Below are 24,732 nucleotides of genomic sequence, written 5' to 3'. Positions count from 1 at the left end.
GCCCGGTGCGCGATCACAGAACGTATGCAACAGACTGCTCGGCGAGCCGTCAAGCTGGACGCACGGGTGGCCGGGCTTCCTCTGGGATGGTTCGTGGGGGCGCCCGGTGGGACATGCGTCAGGGCCCGTCGAACGGATTCGACGGGCCCTGAGACATGCGCTGCTGACAGAGCATCACTGCCGCTGGGATCGCGTCAGTTCTTCTTCTCCGGGCTGTCACCCGGCTGTACGTCCGCTGCTGCGGTGTCCCCGGCGGCGGGGCCCTGCGGCGCGGCGGGATCGAGGACACCGGGTGCCTCGGCCGGTTCGGCGGCCGCTGCGACGGCGATACCGGTCTTGGCGCGCCGTCCGCGTTTCTCGATCCAGGTGGCAAGCGAGGACAGGAGCAGGCAGAGCCCGATGTAGATGGCGCCGAACACGGTGACCGTCTGGACGAACGGGTACACGCCGTTGACCGGTGTGTTGTTGGCGATCAGCCGGGCCGACTGGAGCAGCTCGGGGTAGAGGACGAAGAATCCGAGCGAGGTGTCCTTCAGCGTCACCACCAGCTGGCTGATGATGGTCGGCAGCATCGACCGGATCGCCTGCGGGAAGAGCACCGAACCCATGACCTGGGTCTTGCGCATACCCAGGGCGTAGGCGGCCTCCTTCTGCCCCTTGGGCACCGCGTTGATGCCCGCACGGAGCACCTCGGCCTGGACGCATCCGTTGTAGATGGTCAGGCCGATCACCAGCGCCCAGAACGGGGTCATGTTGCCGACCAGGCCGACCCAGAACGCGAAGATGGTGATGAGCAGCGGAATCGACCGGAAGAGGTCGATGAAGGCGACGGCGAACCAGCGCACCGGCTTGTGCTCGGAGAGCCGGGCCACACAGAGCACCACGGCGAACACCAGCGAGAAGATGCCCGCCAGGGCGAACACCTTCAGCGTGGCGACGAGGGCGTCCAGAATGTTCTGCTGAATTCCGGTGTAGTTGAAGATGTCCCAGAGGTCACCTTCGAACTCGCCCTTGCTGTTCAGGCGAAGAATGATCCAGACAATGCCGCCCAGGAGAGCCGCGCTGCCGACAACGCTGTAGATGATGTTGCGGACGCGGGCCTTGGGGCCGGGGGCGTCGAAGAGAACGTTGGCACTCATCGGGCGACCTCCAGGCGGTGCTCAAGGAGTCGGAAGAGGCCGTTGATGGCGTACGTGATGATCAGGTACGCGATGGTGATCCAGAAGAAGATCATCACGATGTCGTAGCCCTCATTGCTCAGCGTCTTGGAGATGTTGAACAACTCGACGTTGTCGAAGGCGCCCGCGATGGCGGTGTTCTTCGTCAGGGCGATGAAGATGCTGGAGAGCGGCGGCACCACCGTGCGCGTGGCCTGGGGCAGGACGATGAGCCGCATCGTCTGGGCGAAGCTGAGCCCGATGGCTCGGGCCGCCTCCGCCTGGCCGAGCGGCACGGTGTTGATGCCTGAGCGGACGGCTTCGGCGACAAACGCCGACGTGTAGAAACCGCAGGCGAGCGTGGCGAGGAGGAACGAGTCGAGGTCGGGGTAGAGAACCTTGGGCACGACGAAGAACGCCACAAGGAAAAGCAGAGTCAGAGGGGTGTTCCGCAGCAGCGTGACCCAGAGGGTTCCGAATATTCGCAGCGGCGGTACGGGTGATACCCGGAACCCGGCGATGATGACCCCGGCCAGCACAGCCACGAGCGCGCTGGATGCGGTCAGCTTCAGAGTCCCCAAAAACCCTTCGCGGAAAAGCGACAGGTTGTCGAGCAGTACGTCCATGAATTCTCCGCGAGGTCTTTCGCGACGGGTCGCAGGTGATCGCGACGGGCCCCGGCCGGCGGGGCCGGGGGCGGTGGCAGGGTTGTGCGACAGGTCCGGCAGCGATGCGGGCAGCGGACGTCCCGCTCCGCACCGCTGATGGGTGCGGGCGGAGCGGGACGTGCCGGACTACTTCGGGTCGGTGAAGGCCGGCGGGTCCTTGTAGTCGGAGCCGGACTTGCCGAGGGTGGCGTCGTAGGCCTTCTTGTAGTCGCCGTTCTCCTCGTGCGCCTTGATGGCGTCCGCGACGGCCGTCTGCAGGGCCGCGTCGCCCTTCTTCAGACCGACACCGTAGGGCTCGTCCGAGAACGGCTTGCCGACGACCTTGAGCTTGCCCTTGTTCTGCGCCGCGTAGCCCATCAGGATCGCGTCGTCCGTGGTGACGGCGTCGACCTGGTTGTTCAGGAGCTGGGCGACGCACTCCGAGTACTTGGAGAGCTCGGTGACCTTGGCGCCGTACTTCGGCTTCTTGATGTTCTGCAGCGGCGTGGAACCGACGATGGAACAGACCTTCTTGCCGCGGACCGTCTCCGGGCCCGTGAGTTCCTTCTCGTCCTTGCGGACCAGGAGCGAGGCGCCGGCGTGGAAGTACGGTCCCGCGAAGTCGATCTGCTTCTTGCGCTCGGGGTTGATCGTGTACGTGCCGATCATCAGGTCGACGTCGCCCTTGGCGACCGCGGTCTCACGCGCGCCGGAGTCGACGGTCTTCCACTCGATCTGCTTCGGCGAGAAGCCGAGATCGGCCGCGATCATCTTGGCGATCTCGATGTCGAAGCCGGAGTACTCCTTGGTCGACTGGTCCTGGAAGCCCAGGTACGGCTGGTCGGCCTTGGCGCCGATCACCAGTTTGCCGCGCTTCTTGGCTGCCTTGAAGACGGACGAGTCGACCGACGCGTCCTTCTTGACGTCGTAGCTGAGGGCCTTGGCGCCGGAGGTGTCCGGTCCTTCCGGCTTGTCGCCGGCGGAGCCCTCCTTGCCGCCGCAGGCCGTGGCGGCAAGTGAGAGCGCGGCGATCGCCGCTACTGCGGCGGCGGACTTACGGAGCTTCATGGTGAACATCCTTTGATTCGACTGGCGTTGAGACGACGTAGGAGCCTCAGTGTTTAAGGATCTTCGACAGGAAGTCCTTGGCCCGGTCGCTGCGCGGGTTGCTGAAGAACTGGTCCGGCACGGCTTCTTCGACGATCCGGCCGTCCGCCATGAAGACGACGCGGTTGGCCGCCGACCGTGCGAAGCCCATCTCGTGGGTGACCACGACCATGGTCATGCCGTCACGCGCGAGCTGCTGCATGACCTCCAGGACCTCGTTGATCATCTCCGGGTCGAGCGCCGACGTGGGCTCGTCGAAGAGCATCACCTTGGGGTCCATCGCCAACGCGCGTGCGATCGCGACGCGTTGCTGCTGACCACCGGAGAGCTGCGCGGGGTACTTGTCGGCCTGCGTGGCGACACCCACGCGGTCCAGAAGTGCGCGTGCCTTCGTCTCTGCTTCCGCCTTGGACGTCTTGCGCACCTTGGTCTGGCCCAGCATCACGTTCTCGAGCACGGTCTTGTGCGCGAAAAGGTTGAAGGACTGGAAGACCATGCCCACGTCCGCACGGAGACGGGCGAGCTCCTTGCCCTCCTGGGGCAACGGCTTGCCGTCGATCGAGATGTCTCCCGACTCGACCGTCTCCAGGCGGTTGATGGCGCGGCACAAGGTCGACTTGCCCGACCCGGAGGGGCCGATCACGACGACGACCTCACCGCGGGTGACGGTCAGGTCGATGTCCTGGAGGACGTGCAGAGCGCCGAAGTGCTTGTTGACGTTCTTCAGCACGACCAGGTCGTCCGCTCCAGGCGGTATGGCGTCCTTGGTCACCGATACTTCGGTCACGGCTTGTTGCTCCATCCTCCTCGGTTGGGAGGACAGTAATAACCCGGTGCGACCAGCGTCATTACATCTGAGGGGAAATTGAGCATAACGATCCGGCCGCAACCGGACACTCCGCGTGAAGGGGACGCCCCCGCACGTACCGGCTGCGTAACGGAACGTGCCCGTGGCCCGAACCCTCTTGACGCGGTCCTTACCTATCGGCGTGGATGCGTTGGTGCCTGTGCACGCGCGCGTACCGGCCATCGGCGAGCGCGAACGGAACGACCGATGAACCGGAGGGGGCCCGCATGAGACTGCTCCTCGTCGAGGACGACAATCACGTGGCGGCGGCCCTGTCCGCGGTCCTGGCCAGGCACGGCTTCGACGTCGTGCACGCACGCAGCGGAGAAGAAGCGCTGCAGGCCCTGCTGCCCGGCAAAACGGCACCCTTCGGAGTCGTGCTCCTCGATCTGGGGCTGCCCGATCAGGACGGCTACGAGGTCTGCGGAAAGATCCGCAAGCGCGGGTCGACGCCCGTGATCATGGTGACCGCGCGTGCCGACGTGCGCTCGCGGATCCATGGTCTGAATCTCGGGGCCGATGACTACGTGGTGAAGCCGTACGACACAGGGGAGCTGATCGCCCGCATCCACGCGGTCATCCGGCGGCCCCCGTCCGGCGCTGCCGCGGGGCCCGCGGACAGCGAACTGCGCCTCGGTTCCGTACGCATCGAACTGCCCACCAGGCAGGTCAGTGTGGACGGTTCGACGGTCCAGCTGACCCGCAAGGAGTTCGACCTGCTCGCGCTTCTCGCGCAGCAGCCCGGTGTGGTGTTCCGCCGGGAGCAGATCATCAGCGAGGTGTGGCGCACCAGCTGGGAGGGAACGGGGCGCACTCTTGAGGTGCATGTCGCTTCCCTGCGCTCCAAGTTGCACATGCCGGCCCTGATCGAGACCGTGCGGGGCGTGGGCTATCGGCTCGTCGTCCCGGCCGCGTAGCGCGTAGCGAGGTCAGGTGCGTTCTCGCCTCCTCCCGCTGCTCATCGTCCTCATGGCGGGGGTACTGCTCGCGCTCGGCTTCCCGCTCGCGGTGAGCGTGGCCGCGGCGCAGCAGCAGAAGGTGGTCGTCGACCGGATCGACGACACGGCGCGCTTCGCGGCACTCGCGCAGTTCGTCACCAAACGTCCCACGGGATCGCGCCTGCGGAACAAGGATGAACGCCGCGAAACCCTCCAGACCGAACTCGGCTACTACCACGAGGTCTACGGGATCAAGGCGGGCGTCTTCTTCCGGGACCGTGAGCCCATGGCTCACGCGCCGGGGAGCTGGTTCCTGCCCCCCAGGGGCGCCGAGGTGCGGGAGGCCTTCGAGGAGGCCCTCAGGTCCCGTGGAAGTCACGATCCGCAGCAGGTGTGGCCCTGGCAGCGCGGCCGGCTCGTCGTCGCCTCCCCGGTGATCAGGGACGGGGACGTCATCGCGGTCGTCGTCACCGAATCACCTACGGGGCGCATGCGTTCGAAGACGCTGCAAGGGTGGCTGCTCATCGGCGCGGGAGAGTCGGCGGCCATGCTCCTGGCCGTCGGTGCAGCGCTGCGCCTCACCGGCTGGGTGCTGCGTCCGGTGCGGGTCCTGGACGCGACCACGCACGACATCGCGACCGGGAGACTGAAGTCGCGGGTGGCGGCCGCGGGCGGACCGCCCGAACTCCAGCGCCTCGCCCGGTCGTTCAACGAGATGGCCGACAACGTCCAGGACGTCCTCGAGCAGCAGCGGGCCTTCGTCGCCGACGCCTCGCACCAGCTGCGCAACCCGCTCTCCGCCCTGCTGCTGCGCATCGAGCTGCTCGCCCTCGAACTGCCCGAGGGCAACGAGGAGATCGCCTCCGTGCGCACCGAGGGCAAGCGCCTCGCCCAGGTCCTCGACGACCTCCTCGGCCTCGCCCTCGCCGAGCACGCGGCGGCCGATCTGCGGCTCACCGACATCGGCGCGCTCACGGCCGAACGGGTCGGTGCCTGGCGGCCGCTCGCCGAGGAGCGCGGGGTGCGGCTGCTCGGCACCTGCCCGGCGACCACCGGCTGGGCCGACCCGGTCGCCCTGTCCAGCGCCCTGGACGCGGTGATCGACAACGCCCTCAAGTTCACGCCCGAGGGCGAGGAGGTGCGCGTGGAGGTCTCCTGGAGCGGTGCGCTGACGACCGTGGTGATCACCGACGGCGGCCCCGGCCTCACGGAGGACGAGCTCGCCCGCATCGGCGACCGCTTCTGGCGCAGCAACCGCCACCAGAACGTGCAGGGCTCGGGCCTCGGTCTGTCCATCTCGCGGGCCCTGCTCACCGCGGGCGGCGGCTCGATCGCCTACGAACAGCACGAGCCGCACGGACTGCGGGTGACCGTCGGAGTCCCGCGCGGCGAACCCGCCACCCGGACCTGACGGGATCCGACGGGTCCGGACACGGCCGGACAGGGTCTGAGCGCTACGGCTTGACCGACTGGTAGTAGCGGCGTGCGCCCTCGTGCAGGTCGAGCGGGTCCGTGTAGAGCGCCGTGCGCAGGTCGACCAGCTGGGCCGCGTGCACCTTGTCGCCGATGTGGTCGCGGCTGTCGATCACCGTGCGCGTCAGACCCTCGGTCAGCTTCGGGTCCGCCCGGTCCGTGGTGACCAGGAGGTTCGCCACCGCCAGGGTCGGTACGGCCTCGCTCTGCTGAACGGCGGGATAGGCGTCGGCGGGCATCACCGCCGCCCGGTAGTAGCGGGAGGCCCCGCCCTGCTTGTGCAGCGCGTCCACGAGGTCGCCGAGCGGGACGAGCCGGACGTCGAACTTCTCGGAGAGCTCGGCCACGGTGAGGGTCGGCAGTCCGCCCGACCAGAAGAAGGCGTCGATGTCGCCCTTCTTCAGAAGTTCGGGCGCCGTGTCGATACCGGAGTCCACCGGCGTGAGGTCCTTGCCGGGATCGAGGCCGGCGGCCTTGAGCACCCGGTCCGCTATCAGCCGCACGCCCGAGCGCGGCTGGCCCACGGCCACCTTCTTGCCCCGCAGGTCCTGCGCCTTACCGATGTCCGACGAACGCCGGACGACGAGCTGAACGTAGTCGTCGTACAACCGCGCACAACCCCGCAGCCGCTCCGCGCCCGCGCGCCCCTCCTGGCGGTACTTCGCGACGGCGTCGGCCGCCGCGACGGTGAAATCGGCCTTCCCCGTGGCCACCCGCTCGACGTTCTGCTGCGAGCCCTCGCTGTTGAGCAGCTTCACGTCCACCTTGGGCATGTCATGGGAGACCGCGGTCCGCAGGAGCTTGCCGTACCGCTCGTACACCGCGTTCTTCACGCCCGTGCTGAACGTCATCCGGCCCTCCGGAGAGTCGTCGCCCACCGGAACGAGCCACCACATCAGGAGTCCGAAGACCACGAGGGCGGCGGCCGCACCCTGGAGTGCGCGGCGCCTGCTGAGGTGGTGGGGTGCCTTGAGCATGCGCGCGATCCTGCCAGGCCACTCGCCGCGATGGCCAGGGCCCGGCTCCCGGCAGGGACACTCCGGCGACCGCCTACCCTTGTCGTATGAGCAGCGGAGACCGGGGACAGGCAGTGGGCGTCAAAGGAACGTACGAGGTACGCACTTACGGGTGCCAGATGAACGTCCACGATTCGGAGCGCCTCTCCGGTCTCCTTGAGGGCGCCGGCTACGAACGCGCGCCCGAGGGGTCGGACGGCGACGCCGACGTGGTCGTCTTCAACACGTGCGCCGTGCGGGAGAACGCCGACAACCGTCTGTACGGCAACCTCGGCCGCCTGGCGCCGATGAAGACCAAGCGGCCCGGCATGCAGATCGCCGTCGGTGGCTGCCTGGCCCAGAAGGACCGCGACACCATCGTCAAGAAGGCGCCCTGGGTCGACGTCGTCTTCGGTACGCACAACATCGGCAAGCTGCCGGTGCTCCTGGAGCGCGCCCGCGTCCAGGAAGAGGCGCAGGTCGAGATCGCCGAGTCGCTCGAGGCGTTCCCCTCGACGCTGCCCACGCGCCGCGAGAGCGCCTACGCGGCGTGGGTCTCCATCTCCGTGGGCTGCAACAACACCTGCACGTTCTGCATCGTGCCCGCCCTGCGCGGCAAGGAGAAGGACCGCAGGACCGGCGACATCCTCGCCGAGATCGAGGCACTCGTCGGTGAGGGCGTCTCCGAGATCACCCTGCTCGGCCAGAACGTGAACGCGTACGGCTCGGACATCGGTGACCGCGAGGCCTTCAGCAAGCTCCTTAGGGCCTGCGGGAAGATCGAGGGCCTGGAGCGCGTGCGCTTCACGTCGCCGCACCCGCGCGACTTCACGGACGACGTGATCGCCGCCATGGCCGAGACCCCGAACGTGATGCCGCAGCTGCACATGCCGCTCCAGTCCGGCTCGGACCCGATCCTCAAGGCGATGCGCCGCTCGTACCGCCAGGACCGCTTCCTCGGCATCATCGAGAAGGTCCGCGCCGCCATGCCCGACGCGGCGATCTCCACCGACATCATCGTCGGCTTCCCCGGGGAGACCGAGGAGGACTTCGAGCAGACGATGCACGTGGTCCGTGAGGCCCGCTTCGCCAACGCCTTCACCTTCCAGTACTCCAAGCGCCCCGGTACGCCCGCGGCGACCATGGAGGGGCAGATCCCCAAGGAGGTCGTGCAGGCGCGCTACATGCGTCTTTCCGCCCTCCAGGAGGAGATCTCCTGGGACGAGAACAAGAAGCAGGTCGGCAGGACCCTGGAGCTGATGGTCGCCGAGGGCGAGGGCCGCAAGGACGGCGCCACCCACCGCCTCTCCGGACGCGCCCCCGACAGTCGCCTGGTCCACTTCACCAAGCCGGACACCGAGGTCCGCCCCGGTGACGTCGTGACGGTCGAGATCACCTACGCGGCGCCGCACCACCTGCTCGCCGAGGGCCCCGTCCTGAACGTGCGCCCCACGCGCGCGGGTGACGCCTGGGAGAAGCGCAACACCGAGGCGGCGGCCAAGCCCGCGGGCGTGATGCTCGGACTGCCGAAGGTCGGCGCCCCCGAGCCGCTCCCGGTGGCCGCGGGCAGCGGTTGCGGCTGCGACTGACCGGGGCGAGCGACGGGGACGGGGGAGGGGCTGATGGCGCGCTGGGCGCTGATGATGGAGAACCCTCCGGGGCCGGGGGCGTGGCATCTGTTCGAGCTGATGGCCACGGTGGACGGCACGCATGAGGAAGCGGTGGAGCGGTTCGCGGAGTTCGTCCGCCTCTACCGCCCCAAGCACCCGCGCTATCCCGTACGCATGCGGCGCTACCGCACGGCCGACGGCTGGATGGTGATCGGCGACGGCTCGTCCGGGGGCTCCTTCCCCTACCGCTTCTCGATCTCCGAGCTGGAGTGGGACTCGGGCCCGATCGCCTACTAGCGCGCGGGCGCGCGTTACGCTGCCGATCATGCTTGTCGCCGCAGCCGTCTGCCCCTGCCCGCCCCTGCTCGTCCCCGAGGTCGCCGCGGGCGCTGCCCCCGAACTGGACGCCGCGCGTGCCGCGTGCACGGACGCCGTCGGGGTGCTCGCGGCCTCGCGGCCCGACCGGCTCGTCGTGGTCGGCCCCGCCGAGCAGAGCGGGCGTGGCCCGCATCAGCAGGGCGCCCGTGGGTCCTTCCGCGGTTTCGGCGTGGACCTCGACGTGCGCCTCGGGCGCTCGGACGATGACGGCACGGACGGCACGGACGGTGCCCCGGAAGCTGCGGCGGAGCGTGAACTTCCGGCCTCCCTCGCCGTCGCCTCCTGGCTGCTCGACCGTACGGAGTGGTCGGCGGCCCCGCTGGAAGGGCTCGGGGTGGGGGAGCCTCTGGCGGCCGAGCGGTGCATTCGAGTCGGAGGGGACATCGCGGCGCTGGGTGAGCGGGTCGCTCTGCTGGTGATGGGCGATGCCAGCGCGTGCCGCACGCTGAAGGCGCCGGGTTATCTCGACGAGCGGGCGGCCGGGTTCGACGCGGAGATCGCTCGTGCGCTGGGGGCGGCGGACGTCGAGGCGCTCAAGGCGCTCGACGAGGAGCTGGCGTACGAACTGAAGGCGGCGGGGCGGGCTCCGTGGCAGGTGCTCGCGGGCGCGGCCGAGGGGGCGGGCCTGAGCGGCGAGCTGCTCTACGAGGACGCTCCGTACGGCGTCGGGTATCTGGTGGCCACCTGGTCGTAGCGGCCTGGTCAAGGCCGCACGACGCACGGCGACGGCCGCGGAGCTGGTGGCGCTCCACGGCCGTCCGCCGGTGTCGTTCAGTGACCCGGTCGGCTGACTCAGCCGGTGCTCCGGCGCTGTGCCGCCGCCGGCAGCGACGAGTGATCCAGCCGATGGTTCAGGGAGCCTGAGGGGGCTTCGGCGGGGCGGCGTCGCCGCCCGGGCCCTTGCCCTCGTCGGGCGTCCCGGCGAGGCGGTCCATGGCGTCCTTCGCCTTGCCCGTTCCCGTCTGGATCTTGTCGCTGTACTTGCCCTTGGTCTTGTCGTCGACCGCCTTCGCGGCCTTGTCGAGACCTTGGTCGATCTTGTCCCCGTGCTGTTGCGCGAGGCCCGCGACCTTGTCCTTCGCCGGGGCGAGCTTGTCTTTCAGGCTCTGCAGGAAGCCCATCGGTTACCTTCCCTCGCTGGGAGAGTCACTTGCGGGCGCCCTCGTCGGCCTCGTCGTTGTCGGCGGCCTTCTCCGCGGACTGCTGCTTCGGGATGTCCACGTTCTCCGCGGCAGCCTCTTCGGTCTTCTCCGCCTCGTCCTCGGTCTTGCCCTCGGTGTCGGCGTCGGCCTTCGTGTCGGCCTTGGTCTCGTCCTCGGCGGCGGCTTCGGCCTTGGCCTCTTCCTTGCCGGTCTCGGGCTCGGAGGACTCCCCGGCCGCTTCCGGCTCGGCCGTCAGGGTGGCGGCCGACGCCTCGGTTGTTGACGCCTCTTCCGTGTCCTTGGACTTCTTACGGAACCGTGCAAAAACGCCCATATCTACTCCATACGGTACTCGTGTGGGCGAAATCCCGCGCCGCCCGGTGCGCCCTGTTGCGCCGCCCGGGTCGCCGGTCCTCGAAAACCGGCGGCTGGAACCTCGCAACAGGCAACGACCCCGGACGCGTGGCGTCACGTAGCTCGTTCGGGAAGTGGTCGCGGTGTTTGCGAGACTGGGGCGGTGAGTAGAGCAGCTCCCGCACCGCGGGTCATCGCCGTCGTCGGTCCGACCGCGGCAGGAAAGTCCGATCTGGGCGTTTTCCTCGCCCAGCGTCTCGGCGGCGAAGTCGTCAACGCCGACTCCATGCAGCTCTACAGAGGGATGGACATCGGGACCGCCAAGCTGACCCTCGAAGAGCGCGACGGAGTCCCGCACCACCTCCTCGACATCTGGGACGTCACGGAGGCGGCGAGCGTCGCGGAGTACCAGAAGCTGGCGCGAGCCGAGATCGACCGTCTCCTTGCCGACGGGCGCTGGCCGATCCTGGTCGGCGGCTCCGGGCTCTACGTCAGGGGGGCCGTGGATCACCTGGAGTTCCCGGGTACGGACCCGGCGGTCAGGGCCCGCCTGGAGGAGGAGCTCGAGCTCCGGGGCTCCGGCGCGCTCCACGCCCGCCTCGCCGCCGCCGACCCCGGTGCGGCCCAGGCCATCCTCCCCAGCAACGGCCGCCGGATCGTCCGCGCCCTCGAGGTCATCGAGATCACCGGCAAGCCCTTCACCGCCAACCTCCCCGGACACGACTCCGTCTACGACACCGTCCAGATCGGCGTCGACGTCGGCCGCCCCGAACTCGACGAACGCATCGCCACGCGCGTGGACCGCATGTGGGCCGCGGGCCTCGTCGACGAGGTGCGCGCTCTGGAGGCGGTCGGACTGCGAGAGGGGCGTACGGCGTCGCGCGCACTGGGGTACCAGCAGGTGCTCGCGGCGCTCGCGGGGGAGTGCACCGACGGCGAGGCGCGCGCGGAGACCGTGCGCGCGACCAAGCGCTTCGCCCGCCGTCAGGACTCGTGGTTCCGCCGCGATCCCCGGGTGCACTGGCTCAGTGGCGCCATGGCCGATCGAGGGGAACTCCCAGGACGGGCACTGGCGTTGGTCGAACGAGCGGTCACAGCCTGATCACGTGATGGCATCGGGACGCTCAGGCGGTCATCCCGGCCCCTGGCGCCGTGCCATCATCGACCATCGATCGACCAGTGGAGTCCGGAGTAGGAGGGCGGATGGCGATGGAGGCCGGCCCTCGTGACACCGCACATGGCGGCGGCGAGCTGACCCCGGACGGCCCCGACGGGGAACCGGACGGCGTGATCGACGACGGTCCCGGCGCGGACCAGATGGCCGTGGCCGAGGTCGAGGTCGAACTGCGCCCGCAGCGCCGTCTGCGCATCTGGCAGCTCGCACCGATCGTCATCCTGGCCGCGGCGGGATCGCTGATGTTCGCCTTCCCGCTCGCCTTCGAGTTCGGTGACGGCGGAGCCGTCGTCGCCATGCTCGGGCTCCTGATCAGCTGCTGCGCCGCAGGCTGGGGCATGATGGCCGCGCGCCGCGTGGGTCACACCTGGCCGGGGCTGCCGGAGCGCGGTTCCGGACGCCGCCCGGACTGGCGGATCGTCTGCGCGTACGCCCTGGTGTTCCTGGCCGTCGCCGTCCTCGCCGTGTGGCGCGTCGCCCGCCTTCGCTGACGGCGTCCTGCCAGGTCAGGGCTCTGATGGGCACCGTACGGACCGAGTGTCGTCGGCACCCCGTACGATCGAGGAATGAGCACGCGGATCGCCTTCCTCAAGGGGCACGGGACCGAGAACGACTTCGTGATCGTCCCGGACCCCGAGAACGCCATCGAGCTGCCCCCGGCCGCTGTGGCCGTCCTGTGCGACCGCCGCGCGGGCATCGGGGGAGACGGCCTGCTGCATGTCGTGCGTTCCGCGGCACACCCCGAGGCACGCCACCTGGCCGCCGAGGCCGAGTGGTTCATGGACTACCGCAACGGCGACGGTTCGATCGCCGAGATGTGCGGCAACGGCGTGCGCGTCTTCGCCCGCTATCTGCAGCGCGCCGGCCTGGTGGGCGAGGGCGATCTGGCCGTCGCGACCCGTGGTGGCGTGAAGACCGTGCACATCGCCAAGGCCGCTGCCGGTGGGGACGTCACCGTCGGCATGGGCAAGGCGCTCTTCCCCGAAGGGGATGTCGCCGTCTCCGTGGGCGACCGCCACTGGCCGGCGCGCAACGTGAACATGGGCAATCCCCACGCGGTCGCCTTCGTGGACGACCTGGCCCACGCCGGGACTCTGCACGACCCGCCGCCATTCAGCCCCGTCTCGGCCTACCCTGACGGCGTGAACGTCGAGTTCGTCGTCGACCGTGGCCCGCGTCACGTCGCCATGCGCGTGCACGAGCGCGGCGCGGGCGAGACCCGCTCGTGCGGCACGGGCGCGTGCGCCGTCGCCGTCGCGGCGGCCCGCAGGGACGGGGTGGACCCGGCGGCGACCGGTTCGCCGGTCACGTACACCGTCGATCTGCCTGGTGGGAGCCTGGTGATCACCGAGCGGCCCGACGGCGAGATCGAGATGACGGGCCCCGCGGTGATCGTCGCCGAAGGCGAGATCGACGCGGAATGGCTCGAAACTGTAAACCCGTGAACTGTCGCTCGAATGGGTGATCCGTTTCACGCTCGGCGAGAGGCGGTCAGCGGCGCGTGATGGGCTCGGTAGCATCAAGCACCGGCCCGGACGGAGCATGTCGTCGTCCGCTCACCGCCGGTCGGAGCAGCCGGAGGTGCCCATGAGTGCGGAGGCTACAAACCCTGCGATGTCTGGGCCCGTGACGCCCGCAGCGCAGCGCAGGCGCGGTCGTCCGAGGCTTGACCTGCGAAGGCTCGGACGGGCGGCCCTGATGGGGCCCGCCACCCGGGACCGTTTGCCGGACGCGATCGGCCATGTGGCGGAAGCCCATCGCGCCCATTACCCGGACGCGGATCTGGAGCCGTTGCGGCGCGCGTGGGTGCTCGCGGAGTCCTCCCACCGCGGTCAGATGCGCAAGAGCGGTGAGCCGTACATCACACATCCGCTCGCGGTGACGCTGATCCTGGCGCAACTGGGCGCCGAGATCACGACACTGACCGCGTCCCTGCTCCACGACACCGTCGAGGACACGGACGTGACGCTCGATCAGGTACGTACGGAATTCGGCGACGACGTCTGTTATCTGGTCGACGGCGTCACCAAGCTGGAGAAGGTCGACTACGGGGCGGCCGCCGAGCCGGAGACCTTCCGCAAGATGCTCGTGGCCACCGGCAACGACGTACGCGTCATGTCGATCAAACTGGCCGACCGCCTGCACAACATGCGCACGCTCGGCGTCATGCGCCCCGAGAAGCAGGCGCGGATCGCCAAGGTGACGCGGGACGTGCTCATTCCGCTCGCCGAACGCCTCGGCGTGCAGGCGCTCAAGACCGAGCTGGAGGACCTCGTCTTCGCGATCCTCCTGCCGGAGGAGTACTCCCGGGTCCAGGAGCTGATCGCGGCCAACGAGGCGGACGGCGGCGACCCCCTGGAAAGGACGGCCGACGACGTCCGGGCCGTACTGCGCGAGGCGGGCATCGCCGCGGAGGTCCTCATCAGGCCGCGGCACTTCGTCTCGGTCCACCGGGTGCACCGCAAACGCGGCGAGATGCGGGCGGCGGACTTCGGACGGCTCCTGGTCCTGGTGAACGAGGACGCGGACTGTTACGGCGTGCTCGGGGAGCTCCACACGTGCTTCACGCCGGTGGTGTCGGAGTTCAAGGACTTCATCGCCGTACCGAAGTTCAACCTCTACCAATCGCTGCACACGGCCGTGGCCCGCCCGGACGGAGAGGTCGCCGAAGTCCTCATCCGTACGCACCAGATGCACAAGGTGGCCGAGGCCGGCGTCGTCGCCCTGCGCAATCCGTACGCTCCTCCTTCGGAGGAGCAGTCCGATACCGCATCCGGCACCCCTTCCGGCGACTCCTTCGAGGGCGAGCGCGCCGACCCCACCCGGCCCGGCTGGCTCTCCCGCCTGCTCGACTGGCAGGAAGCGGCCCCCGACCCGGACACGTTCTGGTCCACGCTCCGCGAAGACCTCGCCCAGGACCGCGAGATCGCCGTCTTCCGCCCCGACGGCGGCACGCTCGGACTGCCCGCAGGGGCGAGCTGCGTGGACGCCGCCTACGCCCAGTACGGCGAGGACGCCCACGCCTGCATCGGCGCACGGGTCAACGGACGCCTGGCGACGCTGAGCACGGTCCTGCGGGACGGCGACACGGTCCAGCTGCTCATGGGGCAGGACGCGGCGTCCGGGCCATCGCGCGAGTGGCTCGACCACGCGCGCACGCCCGGCGCCCGGATCGCCATCCGGCGCTGGCTCACGACCCACCCCACGCCCGCGTCGGCTCCCGCCGCGTCGTCCCCGGAGAAGCCCACGCCCCCGCCGCAGGCCGCCGACTTCCCCCGACCCGCCGCGGCGAACGCCGTCGTGGACAGGGAAGGCGCGAGCGTACGGCTCGCGGGCTGCTGTACGCCCGTGCCCCCCGACGAGGTGACCGCCTTCGCCGTGCGCGGCGGCGTCGTCACCGTGCACCGCGTCGAGTGCTCCGCGGTCGCACGCATGAAGGAAGTGGGCCGCGCCGAGGTCGGAGTGCGCTGGGGGGACAGCGCGGAGTGCCGGGTCACGCTGATCGCCGAATCGTTCGGGCGGGCGCACCTGATGGCCGACCTCACCGAGGCCATCGCCATGGAGGGCGTCGAGGTCATGTCGGCGACCGTCGAGCCGCCGAGCCAGCAGCGCGTGCGCCACACGTACACGCTGCAACTCCCGGACGCGGACCACCTTCCGGGGCTGATGCGCGCGATGCGTGCGGTGCCCGGGGTGTACGACGTCAGCCGCGCCCAGCACCCGGCGGCGGCGACTCCGTAGCAGCGCGCTCCGGGGTGTCAGCGTCGCCGCAGCCGCCTACTGGCGACTCGTTCGAGTGGCATGTCGCGCGCCGACACCGGTGTGGAAGGTCCGCGCTGATAGCGGTAGTTCATGCTGCTCACCCCCCGGGTCAAGGCCTCGCGGCCGAAGACTCTTCGCATCGCGACCGCGCTCCTGGCCGCGGCCGCCTCCGCCACGCTTCTCGCCGCGAGTGTGCCGTCACCGGCCAAACCGCTCGGCATCGGCGACCGGCTCTTCCCGCACCTGGGAAACCCCGGCTACGACGTCATGTCGTACGACATCGACTTCACGTACCGCGGCGACAACAAGAAGCCGCTCGACGCCACGACGGTGATCGACGCGCGGACGAGTGCTCCGCTGGAACGGATCAACCTCGACTTCGCCCACGGCAAGGTGCGCTCCGTAGAGGTCAACGGCGCTCCCGCCCGCTTCGAATCCACCGGTGAGGACCTGGTCGTCACACCCTCGCGGCCGCTCGGCCCGGGCGAGAACATGCGGATCACCGTCCGGCACACCAGCGACCCCGCGCCCACCAAGGACCAGGAGGGCGGCTGGGTGCCCACCTCCGACGGGCTCGCCATGGCCAACCAGGCCGACGCCGCGCACCGCGTGTTCCCGAGCAACGACCACCCCGCCGACAAGGCGCGGTTCACGTTCCGCGTCACCACCCCGAAGGGGCTCACCGCCGTCGCCAACGGCCTGCCCGTCGCCACGGCGCACACCGGGTCCACCACGACCCGGGTCTTCCGCACCCACCACCCCATGGCGACGGAACTCGCGCAGGTCTCCATCGGCCGCTCCACCGTGGTGCGGCGCTCCGGGCCGCACGGCCTCCCCGTACGCGACGTGGTGCCCACCAAGGACCGCGAGAAGGTGGAGCGCTGGCTGAAGAAGACGCCGGACCAGATCGGCTGGATGGAGGGGAAGGTCGGCCGCTACCCCTTCGAGGCCTATGGGGTGCTGATGGCGCAGGCGCAGACCGGCTTCGAACTCGAGACGCAGACCCTCTCGCTCTTCGAGAGCGACCTGTTCAAGCGGCCCGAGTTCCCCGAGTGGTACGTGGACTCGATCATGGTGCACGAGCTGGCGCACCAGTGGTTCGGCGACAGCGTGAGCCCGAGCTCCTGGTCCGATCTCTGGCTCAACGAAGGACACGCCACCTGGTACGAGGCACTCTTCGCCGAGGAGAAGGCGAAGAAGCCCCTCCAGAAGCGGATGCGTGAGGCCTATCGCCAGTCCGACGGCTGGCGTGCCGCGGGCGGACCGCCCGCAGCGCCGAAGGGCCCTGAGCCGGGGCAGAAGATCAGCATCTTCCGCCCGGTCGTCTACGACGGCAGCGCGCTGGTCCTCTACGCGCTGCGGCAGGAGATCGGGCACCGCGACTTCGAGCGCCTAGAGCGTGACTGGGTGCGGACCTACCAGGACGGGAACGCGACGACCGAGGACTTCGTGCGGCTCGCCTCGTCGGTCTCCGGCCGTGACCTGAGCGGATTCTTCGAGGCCTGGCTGTACGGCGCGAAGACGCCGCCGATGCCGGGGCACCCGGACTGGCGTAAGGCGGCTCCCGCAGGGAAATAACCCCGTGACGAGACGGGCCGTTCCGTGCAACCATTCTTCAGGTCGGCGCCGCTGCGGGTCCGGGGAAACCCTTCGGGGGCATCTCAGGGCCGGTATCGGTCGGCCCGGGGAATCTCGGGGCGGCCCGGAGCGTTGACCACCATGACGAGTCCCATCGACGTTAAGGATCCAATGACCTCCTCCTCTTCCCCTTCCCAGGACGCGCAGAGCCTCGCGCAGAACTACTCCGAAGGTCTTCGGGCCGATGCCCTGATGGAAGAGGACGTCGCCTGGAGCCACGGACACGACGGAGATCGGGACGGCGAGCAGTTCGACCGCTCCGAGCGCGCGGCCCTGCGCCGCGTCGCCGGCCTCTCCACCGAGCTCGAGGACGTCACCGAAGTCGAGTACCGACAGCTCCGTCTGGAGCGAGTGGTGCTGGTCGGCGTGTGGACCTCGGGCACGGTGCAGGACGCGGAGAACTCGGTCGCCGAGCTGGCCGCCCTCGCCGAGACGGCGGGCGCGCTCGTGCTCGACGGCGTCATCCAGCGCCGCGACAAGCCCGACCCGGCCACGTACATCGGATCCGGCAAGGCTCTGGAGCTGCGTGACATCGTCGTCGAGACCGGGGCCGACACCGTCGTCTGTGACGGTGAGCTGAGCCCTGGCCAGCTGATTCACCTCGAAGACGTCGTCAAGGTCAAGGTGGTCGACAGGACCGCCCTGATCCTCGACATCTTCGCCCAGCACGCCAAGTCCCGAGAGGGCAAGGCGCAGGTCGCCCTTGCCCAGATGCAGTACATGCTCCCGCGCCTGCGTGGCTGGGGTCAGTCGCTCTCCCGTCAGATGGGCGGCGGCGGTTCCAGCGGTGGCGGCGGCATGGCGACGCGTGGTCCCGGCGAGACCAAGATCGAGACGGACCGCCGCCGGATCCGCGAGAAGATGGCGAAGATGCGCCGGGAGATCGCGGACATGAAGACGGGCCGCGAGATCAAGCGCCAGGAGCGCAAGCGCAACAAGGTGCCCTCGGTCGCGATCGCCGGTTACACGAACGCGGGCAAGTCCTCCCTGCTCAACCGCCTCACGGGTGCGGGCGTCCTGGTGGAGAACTCCCTGTTCGCCACCCTCGACCCGACCGTGCGCCGGGCCGAGACGCCGAGCGGCCGGATCTACACCCTGGCCGACACCGTCGGGTTCGTACGGCATCTGCCGCACCACCTCGTCGAGGCGTTCCGCTCCACCATGGAAGAGGTCGGCGAGTCCGACCTGATCCTGCACGTGGTGGACGGTTCGCACCCGGTGCCGGAGGAGCAGCTGGCCGCCGTGCGCGAGGTGATCCGCGATGTGGGCGCGACCGACGTGCCCGAGATCGTGATCGTCAACAAGGCGGACGCGGCCGATCCGCTGGTCCTCCAGCGGCTGCTGCGCAACGAGAAGCACGCGATCGCGGTCTCCGCCCGCACGGGCGCGGGCATCGAAGAGCTGCTCGCACTGATCGACACCGAACTGCCGCGGCCCGAGATCGAGATCGAAGCCCTCGTTCCGTACACGCACGGTCAGCTCATCGCGCGGGCGCACGCCGAGGGCGAGGTGCTCTCCGAGGAGCACACCGCCGAGGGCACGCTGCTCAAGGCGCGGGTGCACGAGGAACTGGCGGCGGACCTCACGCCGTACGTCCCCGTCGCGGGCTGAACGCAGGCCCGGACCGTGTAGTGCACGCGGATCACATGACGAAGGCCCGCCCCCTCTCGTAGGGGGCGGGCCTTCGCCGCGTCATGTGCGAGGTGCGGCGGTCGCCCGCCGTGCGGCTACTTGGAGCCGTACTTCTCGCTCATCATGTCGTAGACCTGCTCGGCACCCTTGCCCAGCTGCGGTCCGGCAAGCCAGGTGTTCTCGGCCGGGCCGATCGAGGTGTTCGAGACCAGCTGGGTCTTGCCGCCCACCATCCGGAACCAGCCGCCGCCGGACGAACCACCGGTCATGGTGCAGCCGATGCGGTACATCGTCGGCTGCGCGGAAGTCAGCGAGAGACGGCCCGGCTTGTCGACGCACTTGTGCATGATCTGGCCGTCGTACGGGGGAGCGGCCGGGTAGCCCCAGGCGCCCATCGAGCTCACGCTCTGCGTCGAGGGGGTCGTGAAGTCGACGTCGAGCGCGTTGCCGACGGTCTCCTCAAGGGACTTGGATCCCTGCTCCGGCTTCACGTGCAGCACGGCGTAGTCGTACGGCGCACCGGCACCGCCCGAAGCGGCGCCCTGGTCGATCCACTCGTTGGAGGTCGAGACCCAGTCGGCCCAGTACTGGCCGTAGGGGGCGACTTCCTGCGGGGCCGCGTTGCTCAGCTCGGCCTCGGACTTGCCCAGGTCGTTGTAGGCGGGCACGAAGGTGATGTTGCGGTACCAGCCACCGGCGGAACCGGCGTGCACGCAGTGGCCCGCGGTCCACACGAGATTGGACTTGCCCGGGTTGCGCGGGTCCTTCACGACCGTGCCGGAGCAGACCATCGAGCCTTCGGGGGCGTCGAAGAAGATCTTGCCGACCGGGGCGGCGTTCTCGTGGTAGGGCGTCTTCTCGCGCTTGGCCTGGACCGGCGACGGCTCGGGGTCGGTCGCGCCCTGGTCGGCTGCGGCGTCCTTCGCGGCGATCGTCTTGTTCGGGTCCTTGGCGTCCTTCATCCGCTCGGGCTTCCAGAGGCCCTCGATGACCGGGTTGACGAAGTCCTTGGACTCGCGGAGCCAGTCGTCCTTGTTCCAGTTCTTCCAGGCCCCGTCCTTCCACTTGTCCGGGTCGATGCCGTGCTTCTTCAGCTTGTCGGCGAGGTCCGCGGGCAGCTTTGCGTCGGAGCCGGTGTCGGAACCCTTGTCCGCGTCCGCGCCTTGGGAGGAGCCGGAGTCCGTCTTGTCACTGGCCTTGTCGTCGCTCGGACCGCAGGCCGTGGCGGTAAGTGCCAGAGTCGCGGCGAGCCCGGTGGCGGCGAGTGCGAGACGCCGCCCGCGACTGCGCGCCAAGGGCACACGAGTGGAGTGCATGGTGCTGTAACCCCCGTATTGAACGTGAAATGCTGCAATTGCCATGTACGTGTCATGTGCGGGCGTGGATGCTCCGAAAGCTTCCCGCCGAGGCGACACCTCACTATGCCTGTGTGTTTGGGGACGAACGGAGGCGGGGTCGTGAAGGTTTGCGGCGACCCCGCCTCGTACATCAGGCAATTACCGATCACTGAATACCGGCAACGGACTACCGGCAACGAACCGCCGGTCGGCTACTTGCCGTCTACTTGTCGGCGAACTTCTTGCTGACCTCGCCGTAGACGCCCTTGGCCTCCTTGCCGAGGCGCGGACCGGCGAGCCAGCCTGCCGTCACCGGGCCGATGGAGGTGTTGGACACCAGAGCGGGCTTGCCGTCCGAGCCCTCCGCGACCCAGCCGCCACCGGACGAACCACCGGTCATCGTGCAGCCGATGCGGTACATCGTCGGGTCGGGCTTGCTGATCGAGAGCCGGCCCGGCTTGTCGGCGCACTGGAACGCCTTCTGGCCGTCGAACGGCGGGGCGGCCGGGTAGCCGGTCGCCCTCATGTCGGCGATCTGGGGCACGGCCTTGGCGTTGAAGTCCACCGGGAGCGCCGAACCGACCTGCTCCTCGAGCGACTTGCCCTCGCTGCCCTTCTCGGGCGTCACGTGGATGACCGCGAAGTCGTACGGCGCGCCCGTGCCGCCCGTCGGGCCACCGTTCTCGATCCACTGGTCGGAGGTCTGCGCCCAGTCGCCCCACCAGACGCCGTGCGGAGCGACTTCTTCCTTGGGGGTGCTCTCCAGCTCGTCGACCGACTTACCGGTGTTGTTGTACGAGGGCACGAAGGCGATGTTGCGGTACCAGCCGCCCTTGGCGCCGGCGTGCACGCAGTGACCCGCGGTCCACACCATGTTGGACTTGCCCGGGTGCGCCGGGTCCTCGACGACGGTGGCGGAGCAGACCATCGAGCCGTCGGGCGAGTCGAAGAACAGCTTGCCCGACGCGGGAGCGCTGGCGTCGTACGGCGTCTTCAGGGCCGCCGCCTCCACCGGCTCGGGCGTCGGGTCGGTCACGCCCTGGTCCCCGGAGATGTCGTTCTCCTCGACACCGCGGTCGGGGTTCTTGTCCGCGTCCCGCATGCGGTCCGAGTCCCACAGGCCTTCGATGATCGGGTTGACGTAGTCACCGGCCTCGCGGAGCCAGTCGTCCTTGTTCCAGTTCTTCCAGGCCCCGTGCTTCCACTTGTCCAGGTCGATGCCGTGCTCCTTGAGCCGGTCCTGGATGTCCTGCGGAATCTTGACCTTGCCGTCGTCGTTGCCGTCGCCGGCGGACTGGGACGCGGACGACTCGTCACCCGCGTTGTCCTCGCTCGGGCCGCAGGCCGTCGCGGTCAGAACGAGCGCCGCGCCGATGGCGACAGCGGCCGCCACGGGGGAGGTTCTGCCGCGCGCGCTCCTCCCGCGACGAGCGGTCTTGAGCGGGCGTATGGGTCGCATAGAGAGATTCCCCCTGGGCTTCGAGATCGTTCGCATACCAGACACCCGGTGTCGTACGGCGCGTTGAGCACCGCACTCGCGTGGCGGTGCGCACCCTGCTGCGGATGAACGGCACCCCACACTATGCCGGTGCTGTAGGGGACAGCCGACGGAACGGCAACGGTTTCGCTACGACCTTGCTGACCTGCTAATTGTCCAGAGATCTACCGATTTGGCATCTGCTTGTGTCTGAGCCTGTCGGCAGATGTCGGATCCCGTTGATGTCAACGGCTGATGTCAGCAGCTGCGTTGACATCAACCTCTGAGCCCCCGCTTCCCGAGGGCGCTTGGTGCGCTCGGGAAGCGGGCGAGTGCGGACTTGCGTAGCCCTCGGTTGGGCTCGGGGTGACCTAGGGGCTGACTCCCGGCCAGAGGTGCCCTGCCGGAGGTGAAGCGTCTCTACCCGCACCGGGGTACTTGTCCCGAGTGCGTCTTCGGCGAGGCGGACGACCGGCCGTACGGCATGCATAGGGAACGATCCGCCCGGTTTGGCCAACCGGCGATCAGCCGCTACGTTGCGGCTTCCCGCGGATGCGCCAGGTGCCGGTCAGGTGATGGACCTCCCGGTCGCGACAGCCGGTTCTGTGACTGGGCAGCTGTCCACCAGTACGTGGTTGCTGTTGCGCGCCGGATCGCCCTCGTGGCGTGCAGTTCTTCGGCGTCGCGATGGCGGACCCGCCGGGGACCCGCCCATATTCGTCGCTGCCGTACACACTTCTGGGGCCTGAGCCCTGAGAAGGATGGCGGTGGTCCAGCACCCGCGTGCGCGTTGGGGACCATGCGGCCCCATCTCACGTACTCTCCCGAGCAGCGCGCTCTTATCAAGCCGAAGAAGAACTTCTCGATGGCTGGCGGACCCTGCTCGTCCATCGGATCGAGGCGGAGATGCGTTGACGAACCCTCCGCAGTACCTCATCGCCGGTGGACAAAGGGCCGTGACACGCGCGGCCCGCGCTGTGCCTGCACGAGATGGATGTGCCACTGGCCCGTCCTGGATCAGATGCGCAGCAGCCGCTCGGTGGTCTCTTGGTACTGGCGCAGTGCGAGGCGTAGTTCCTCGGTCTGCGTTTCGGTGTCCTGGTCCTGCCAGCTTGCGCGCAGGGTGTGGCGTCGTTCGGTCAGGACGTCGGTCAGATGGGTGGCGGCTTCCTCGAAGACGCTGTCGGCCTGTTGGACCGCCTGGTGCGGGTTCTCGACGAAAGTGCTCAGGGCCTGCTGGAGGCGCATGGTCATCTCGTCCCTGTCGCCCTGCGTGATCAGCATCTCCGTCGGAGTCCGACCAGGGTTGTCGGCGCTGATGCCGGACCGGTGCGGCGCGCGGGCCGGTTCGGCCGGAGATGCCTGTGGGGCGCGCTGCTTCACGGATTCCGGACTCGTGGTCGCAGGCTGCTGGGCGCGCTCTTGGTCGTACCTCATGATGTGCCACTTCCCTTGGCGTGCCGCCCGCCGGGTGTCCACGACGGGTGGCCGTGATCTTCGGTGGACTGCGTACGGTGCCGGTCGTTGTGGGTGGGTTGTGCGGTGACGAGTGCTTCGAAGAGGCTGCGGGCCTCGACCATGGCCTCTCGCATCTCCTCGGTCCCGCTCTGACCACGAGCCGCGGTGTGCATGCTGCGATAGCCCTGCACGTAGTGGGCGTGGTGGACGGAGAGTGCGGCGATCTGCTCCTCGAACCGCTCCCCGACGGGATATCCCCGGTCGCTGGCCAGCCGCGCCAACAGTACGTCGGCCTCAGCGACCGCCTTCTGCGGCGATGTGACGAACTGTTCCTGAGCGTCGGCCCATTGAGCCACGTAGTACTCGCGCTCCTCGGGTGACAGCGGCTGCTCCTGGAGTGAACCGTGCCGTTTCACACGCTCGCTGAGTTCCCGTTCGGCCGCTTTGACATCACCGCCGTGGTCAGTGATCGCGCGGTGATACTCGGGTCCGAAGCGGTTCTGCAGGCCGCGCTTGCCACCGCCGGGAGTCCGCGTCCGTTTGATGAAGAAGAAGACGGTCGCTGCGATGACGGCCACAGCGATGATCACGATGATGGCCATGGCCGCCTTCTCCGTCCCGTGCTCTGTTCGGTGCTTTGCTTCATTTCCAGTCAACCTCTATTGAGTTGTTCCCTGTTGATGCCGGCCGGGTGGCGTCCACGTGCCGTGAGTACCACCCGGGGCGTTTGTGGTCAGCGTCGGAAGGCGTTCTTGGCCTTGTCACCGGACTGCTTCAGGTTTCCGGAGATCCGGTCGGTCCTGCCTTCGCGCTCAAGCCGCTTGTTGCGGGTGCCTCGGCCGACGCGCTGAGTGATCCGGCCCTTGAGCGCCTGCACTTTGTTCCGGAACGTGTTTCCAGTACTCATGGCTGTCCTCTGTTTGACCTTGAGGGGCGGGGTGCCGGGCTATCCGCGGCTGCGGCTGAAGCGGCCTCGGCCACCGCTGCGGCTCCGACTACCGCCGCTGCGGCCGCGCATGACGAATGCGATGAGCCAGACGGCGAGCAGTACTGCTGCGACGTACCAGAGGACCTGCATGGTGAAGCCGAACCCGAAAATCACCAGGATCAGCAGAAGGAGAAGAATCCAGAACAACATCGCCGGGCCTCCAGAGCGCGCGGAGAGGTTCTTGATATCCGCGGGGTCCGGGCGAAGCGGGGAGGTGAAATGCCGCACCTCAAGGGTCCGGAGTGGCAAAGTCCTACGCCGTGTCGCCAGTCAACGCCTGCTCACGACTCCTGTCAACGGCCGTTGAGCGGCGTGGGGTCAGACATGGTGTGCGGGCCCGCTGGGGTTGTCTGAGCGGTGCGGGAAGCGTCGGTCGGGTCGGCCGGCGTCGGCAGAATGCGGTCCTCCCACCAGGACAGGCTCATCACGGTGGCGAGCAGGATGAAGGGAACGAGGGCGATCAGCGCGTACATGAGCACCGCCTGCTTGGGGGCATGTGCGGTGAGGCGGGCAGTGGTGGGGATGCCCGCGTGGAGCGCATCGAGCCGTTGCCGTGGTCGCTGCGGGGGAGGCAAGGGCAAAGGCGGCAATGTGCGTGATGCGGTGGTGTCGCCTGCG

General features: G+C 68.9%; 25 protein-coding genes. 11 read left to right on the top strand and 14 right to left on the bottom strand.

Going from position 1 to position 24,732, the window contains the following annotated elements:
• Positions 1-194: 194 nt before the first annotated feature.
• The 4 genes from ACZ5CR_RS02835 to ACZ5CR_RS02820 all read right to left on the bottom strand — a co-directional run bounded on the left by ACZ5CR_RS02835 (position 195) and on the right by ACZ5CR_RS02820 (position 3,698).
• The gene (locus ACZ5CR_RS02835; protein WP_468852906.1) at positions 195-1,139 is read right to left on the bottom strand and encodes an amino acid ABC transporter permease; all 945 of its coding nucleotides are present in this window, start codon (positions 1,137-1,139) and stop codon (positions 195-197) included.
• Positions 1,136-1,783 (bottom strand): amino acid ABC transporter permease, encoded by a 648-nt coding sequence (locus ACZ5CR_RS02830; RefSeq protein ID WP_468852903.1) that lies wholly within the window; start codon positions 1,781-1,783, stop codon positions 1,136-1,138. Before ACZ5CR_RS02830 ends, ACZ5CR_RS02835 begins: the two co-directional genes overlap by 4 nt.
• A 168-nt stretch (positions 1,784-1,951) precedes the next feature.
• Positions 1,952-2,872: a glutamate ABC transporter substrate-binding protein gene (locus ACZ5CR_RS02825; protein ID WP_468852901.1), complete on the bottom strand. Its 921-nt coding sequence runs from the start codon at positions 2,870-2,872 to the stop codon at positions 1,952-1,954.
• A 46-nt stretch (positions 2,873-2,918) separates the two neighbouring features.
• On the bottom strand, positions 2,919-3,698 hold the full coding sequence (locus ACZ5CR_RS02820) for an amino acid ABC transporter ATP-binding protein (protein WP_468852900.1): 780 nt from the start codon (positions 3,696-3,698) through the stop codon (positions 2,919-2,921).
• 287 nt (positions 3,699-3,985) lie between these two features.
• Here ACZ5CR_RS02820 and ACZ5CR_RS02815 point away from each other — a divergent pair, with 287 nt between their 5' ends.
• Positions 3,986-4,675: a response regulator transcription factor gene (locus ACZ5CR_RS02815; protein ID WP_468852898.1), complete on the top strand. Its 690-nt coding sequence runs from the start codon at positions 3,986-3,988 to the stop codon at positions 4,673-4,675.
• 16 nt (positions 4,676-4,691) lie between these two features.
• On the top strand, positions 4,692-6,107 hold the full coding sequence (locus tag ACZ5CR_RS02810) for a sensor histidine kinase (protein WP_468852897.1): 1,416 nt from the start codon (positions 4,692-4,694) through the stop codon (positions 6,105-6,107).
• A 43-nt stretch (positions 6,108-6,150) separates the two neighbouring features.
• Here ACZ5CR_RS02810 and ACZ5CR_RS02805 read toward each other — a convergent pair whose 3' ends face one another.
• On the bottom strand, positions 6,151-7,146 hold the full coding sequence (locus ACZ5CR_RS02805) for a TAXI family TRAP transporter solute-binding subunit (RefSeq protein WP_468852896.1): 996 nt from the start codon (positions 7,144-7,146) through the stop codon (positions 6,151-6,153).
• An 86-nt stretch (positions 7,147-7,232) separates the two neighbouring features.
• Here ACZ5CR_RS02805 and miaB point away from each other — a divergent pair, with 86 nt between their 5' ends.
• From miaB to ACZ5CR_RS02790, 3 genes are read left to right on the top strand one after another with little or no spacing between them, the layout of a single operon-like run.
• Entirely contained in the window at positions 7,233-8,753 is a 1,521-nt protein-coding gene (miaB, locus tag ACZ5CR_RS02800; RefSeq protein ID WP_389913116.1) for a tRNA (N6-isopentenyl adenosine(37)-C2)-methylthiotransferase MiaB, read from the top strand.
• 33 nt (positions 8,754-8,786) lie between these two features.
• Complete coding sequence (locus ACZ5CR_RS02795; protein ID WP_383270683.1) at positions 8,787-9,071, top strand: hypothetical protein; 285 nt, start codon at positions 8,787-8,789, stop codon at positions 9,069-9,071.
• Between the two features lie 28 nt (positions 9,072-9,099).
• Positions 9,100-9,846, top strand: coding sequence for a class III extradiol dioxygenase subunit B-like domain-containing protein (locus tag ACZ5CR_RS02790; protein ID WP_468852895.1), 747 nt, complete (start codon positions 9,100-9,102; stop codon positions 9,844-9,846).
• Between the two features lie 157 nt (positions 9,847-10,003).
• On the opposite strand, the gene ACZ5CR_RS02785 is transcribed toward ACZ5CR_RS02790, so the two are convergent.
• Positions 10,004-10,273 carry an antitoxin gene (locus ACZ5CR_RS02785; protein ID WP_468852894.1) on the bottom strand — a complete coding sequence of 90 codons (270 nt, stop codon included), beginning with the start codon at positions 10,271-10,273 and terminating at the stop codon, positions 10,004-10,006.
• Between the two features lie 25 nt (positions 10,274-10,298).
• Complete coding sequence (locus tag ACZ5CR_RS02780; RefSeq protein ID WP_468852892.1) at positions 10,299-10,628, bottom strand: hypothetical protein; 330 nt, start codon at positions 10,626-10,628, stop codon at positions 10,299-10,301.
• A 183-nt stretch (positions 10,629-10,811) separates the two neighbouring features.
• On the opposite strand from ACZ5CR_RS02780, the gene miaA reads away from it, so the two are divergent.
• From miaA to hflX, 6 genes are all read left to right on the top strand, one after another.
• Positions 10,812-11,750, top strand: a complete 939-nt coding sequence (gene miaA / locus ACZ5CR_RS02775) for a tRNA (adenosine(37)-N6)-dimethylallyltransferase MiaA (RefSeq protein WP_468852890.1) — start codon at positions 10,812-10,814, stop codon at positions 11,748-11,750.
• Between the two features lie 107 nt (positions 11,751-11,857).
• Positions 11,858-12,313: a hypothetical protein gene (locus ACZ5CR_RS02770; protein ID WP_468852991.1), complete on the top strand. Its 456-nt coding sequence runs from the start codon at positions 11,858-11,860 to the stop codon at positions 12,311-12,313.
• 75 nt (positions 12,314-12,388) lie between these two features.
• Positions 12,389-13,267 (top strand): diaminopimelate epimerase, encoded by an 879-nt coding sequence (gene dapF / locus ACZ5CR_RS02765; RefSeq protein ID WP_468852888.1) that lies wholly within the window; start codon positions 12,389-12,391, stop codon positions 13,265-13,267.
• 142 nt (positions 13,268-13,409) lie between these two features.
• The gene (locus ACZ5CR_RS02760; protein WP_468852885.1) at positions 13,410-15,563 is read left to right on the top strand and encodes a RelA/SpoT family protein; all 2,154 of its coding nucleotides are present in this window, start codon (positions 13,410-13,412) and stop codon (positions 15,561-15,563) included.
• 111 nt (positions 15,564-15,674) lie between these two features.
• On the top strand, positions 15,675-17,162 hold the full coding sequence (locus ACZ5CR_RS02755; RefSeq protein ID WP_468852883.1) for a M1 family metallopeptidase: 1,488 nt from the start codon (positions 15,675-15,677) through the stop codon (positions 17,160-17,162).
• Positions 17,163-17,333: 171 nt separating this feature from the next.
• Positions 17,334-18,833, top strand: a complete 1,500-nt coding sequence (hflX, locus tag ACZ5CR_RS02750; RefSeq protein WP_468852880.1) for a GTPase HflX — start codon at positions 17,334-17,336, stop codon at positions 18,831-18,833.
• 116 nt (positions 18,834-18,949) lie between these two features.
• Here the strand turns inward: hflX and ACZ5CR_RS02745 are convergent, their stop codons facing one another.
• The 7 genes from ACZ5CR_RS02745 to ACZ5CR_RS02715 all read right to left on the bottom strand — a co-directional run bounded on the left by ACZ5CR_RS02745 (position 18,950) and on the right by ACZ5CR_RS02715 (position 24,695).
• A complete protein-coding gene (locus ACZ5CR_RS02745; RefSeq protein WP_468852879.1) occupies positions 18,950-20,170 on the bottom strand; it encodes a trypsin-like serine peptidase in 1,221 nt (406 codons plus the stop codon).
• 244 nt (positions 20,171-20,414) lie between these two features.
• Positions 20,415-21,650 (bottom strand): trypsin-like serine peptidase, encoded by a 1,236-nt coding sequence (locus tag ACZ5CR_RS02740; protein WP_468852877.1) that lies wholly within the window; start codon positions 21,648-21,650, stop codon positions 20,415-20,417.
• Positions 21,651-22,685: 1,035 nt separating this feature from the next.
• A complete protein-coding gene (locus ACZ5CR_RS02735; protein WP_468852874.1) occupies positions 22,686-23,105 on the bottom strand; it encodes a hypothetical protein in 420 nt (139 codons plus the stop codon).
• Entirely contained in the window at positions 23,102-23,728 is a 627-nt protein-coding gene (locus tag ACZ5CR_RS02730; RefSeq protein ID WP_468852873.1) for a hypothetical protein, read from the bottom strand. Before ACZ5CR_RS02730 ends, ACZ5CR_RS02735 begins: the two co-directional genes overlap by 4 nt.
• A 131-nt stretch (positions 23,729-23,859) precedes the next feature.
• Positions 23,860-24,033, bottom strand: coding sequence for a CsbD family protein (locus tag ACZ5CR_RS02725; protein WP_468852871.1), 174 nt, complete (start codon positions 24,031-24,033; stop codon positions 23,860-23,862).
• A gap of 39 nt (positions 24,034-24,072) precedes the next feature.
• The gene (locus ACZ5CR_RS02720; RefSeq protein WP_468852870.1) at positions 24,073-24,264 is read right to left on the bottom strand and encodes a hydrophobic protein; all 192 of its coding nucleotides are present in this window, start codon (positions 24,262-24,264) and stop codon (positions 24,073-24,075) included.
• A gap of 143 nt (positions 24,265-24,407) precedes the next feature.
• Positions 24,408-24,695: a hypothetical protein gene (locus tag ACZ5CR_RS02715; protein WP_468852868.1), complete on the bottom strand. Its 288-nt coding sequence runs from the start codon at positions 24,693-24,695 to the stop codon at positions 24,408-24,410.
• Positions 24,696-24,732: the final 37 nt, after the last annotated feature.

The sequence above is a fragment of the Streptomyces sp. NPDC031274 genome, from assembly GCF_055570235.1.
This window is presented reverse-complemented; position numbering and strand designations above follow the sequence as displayed.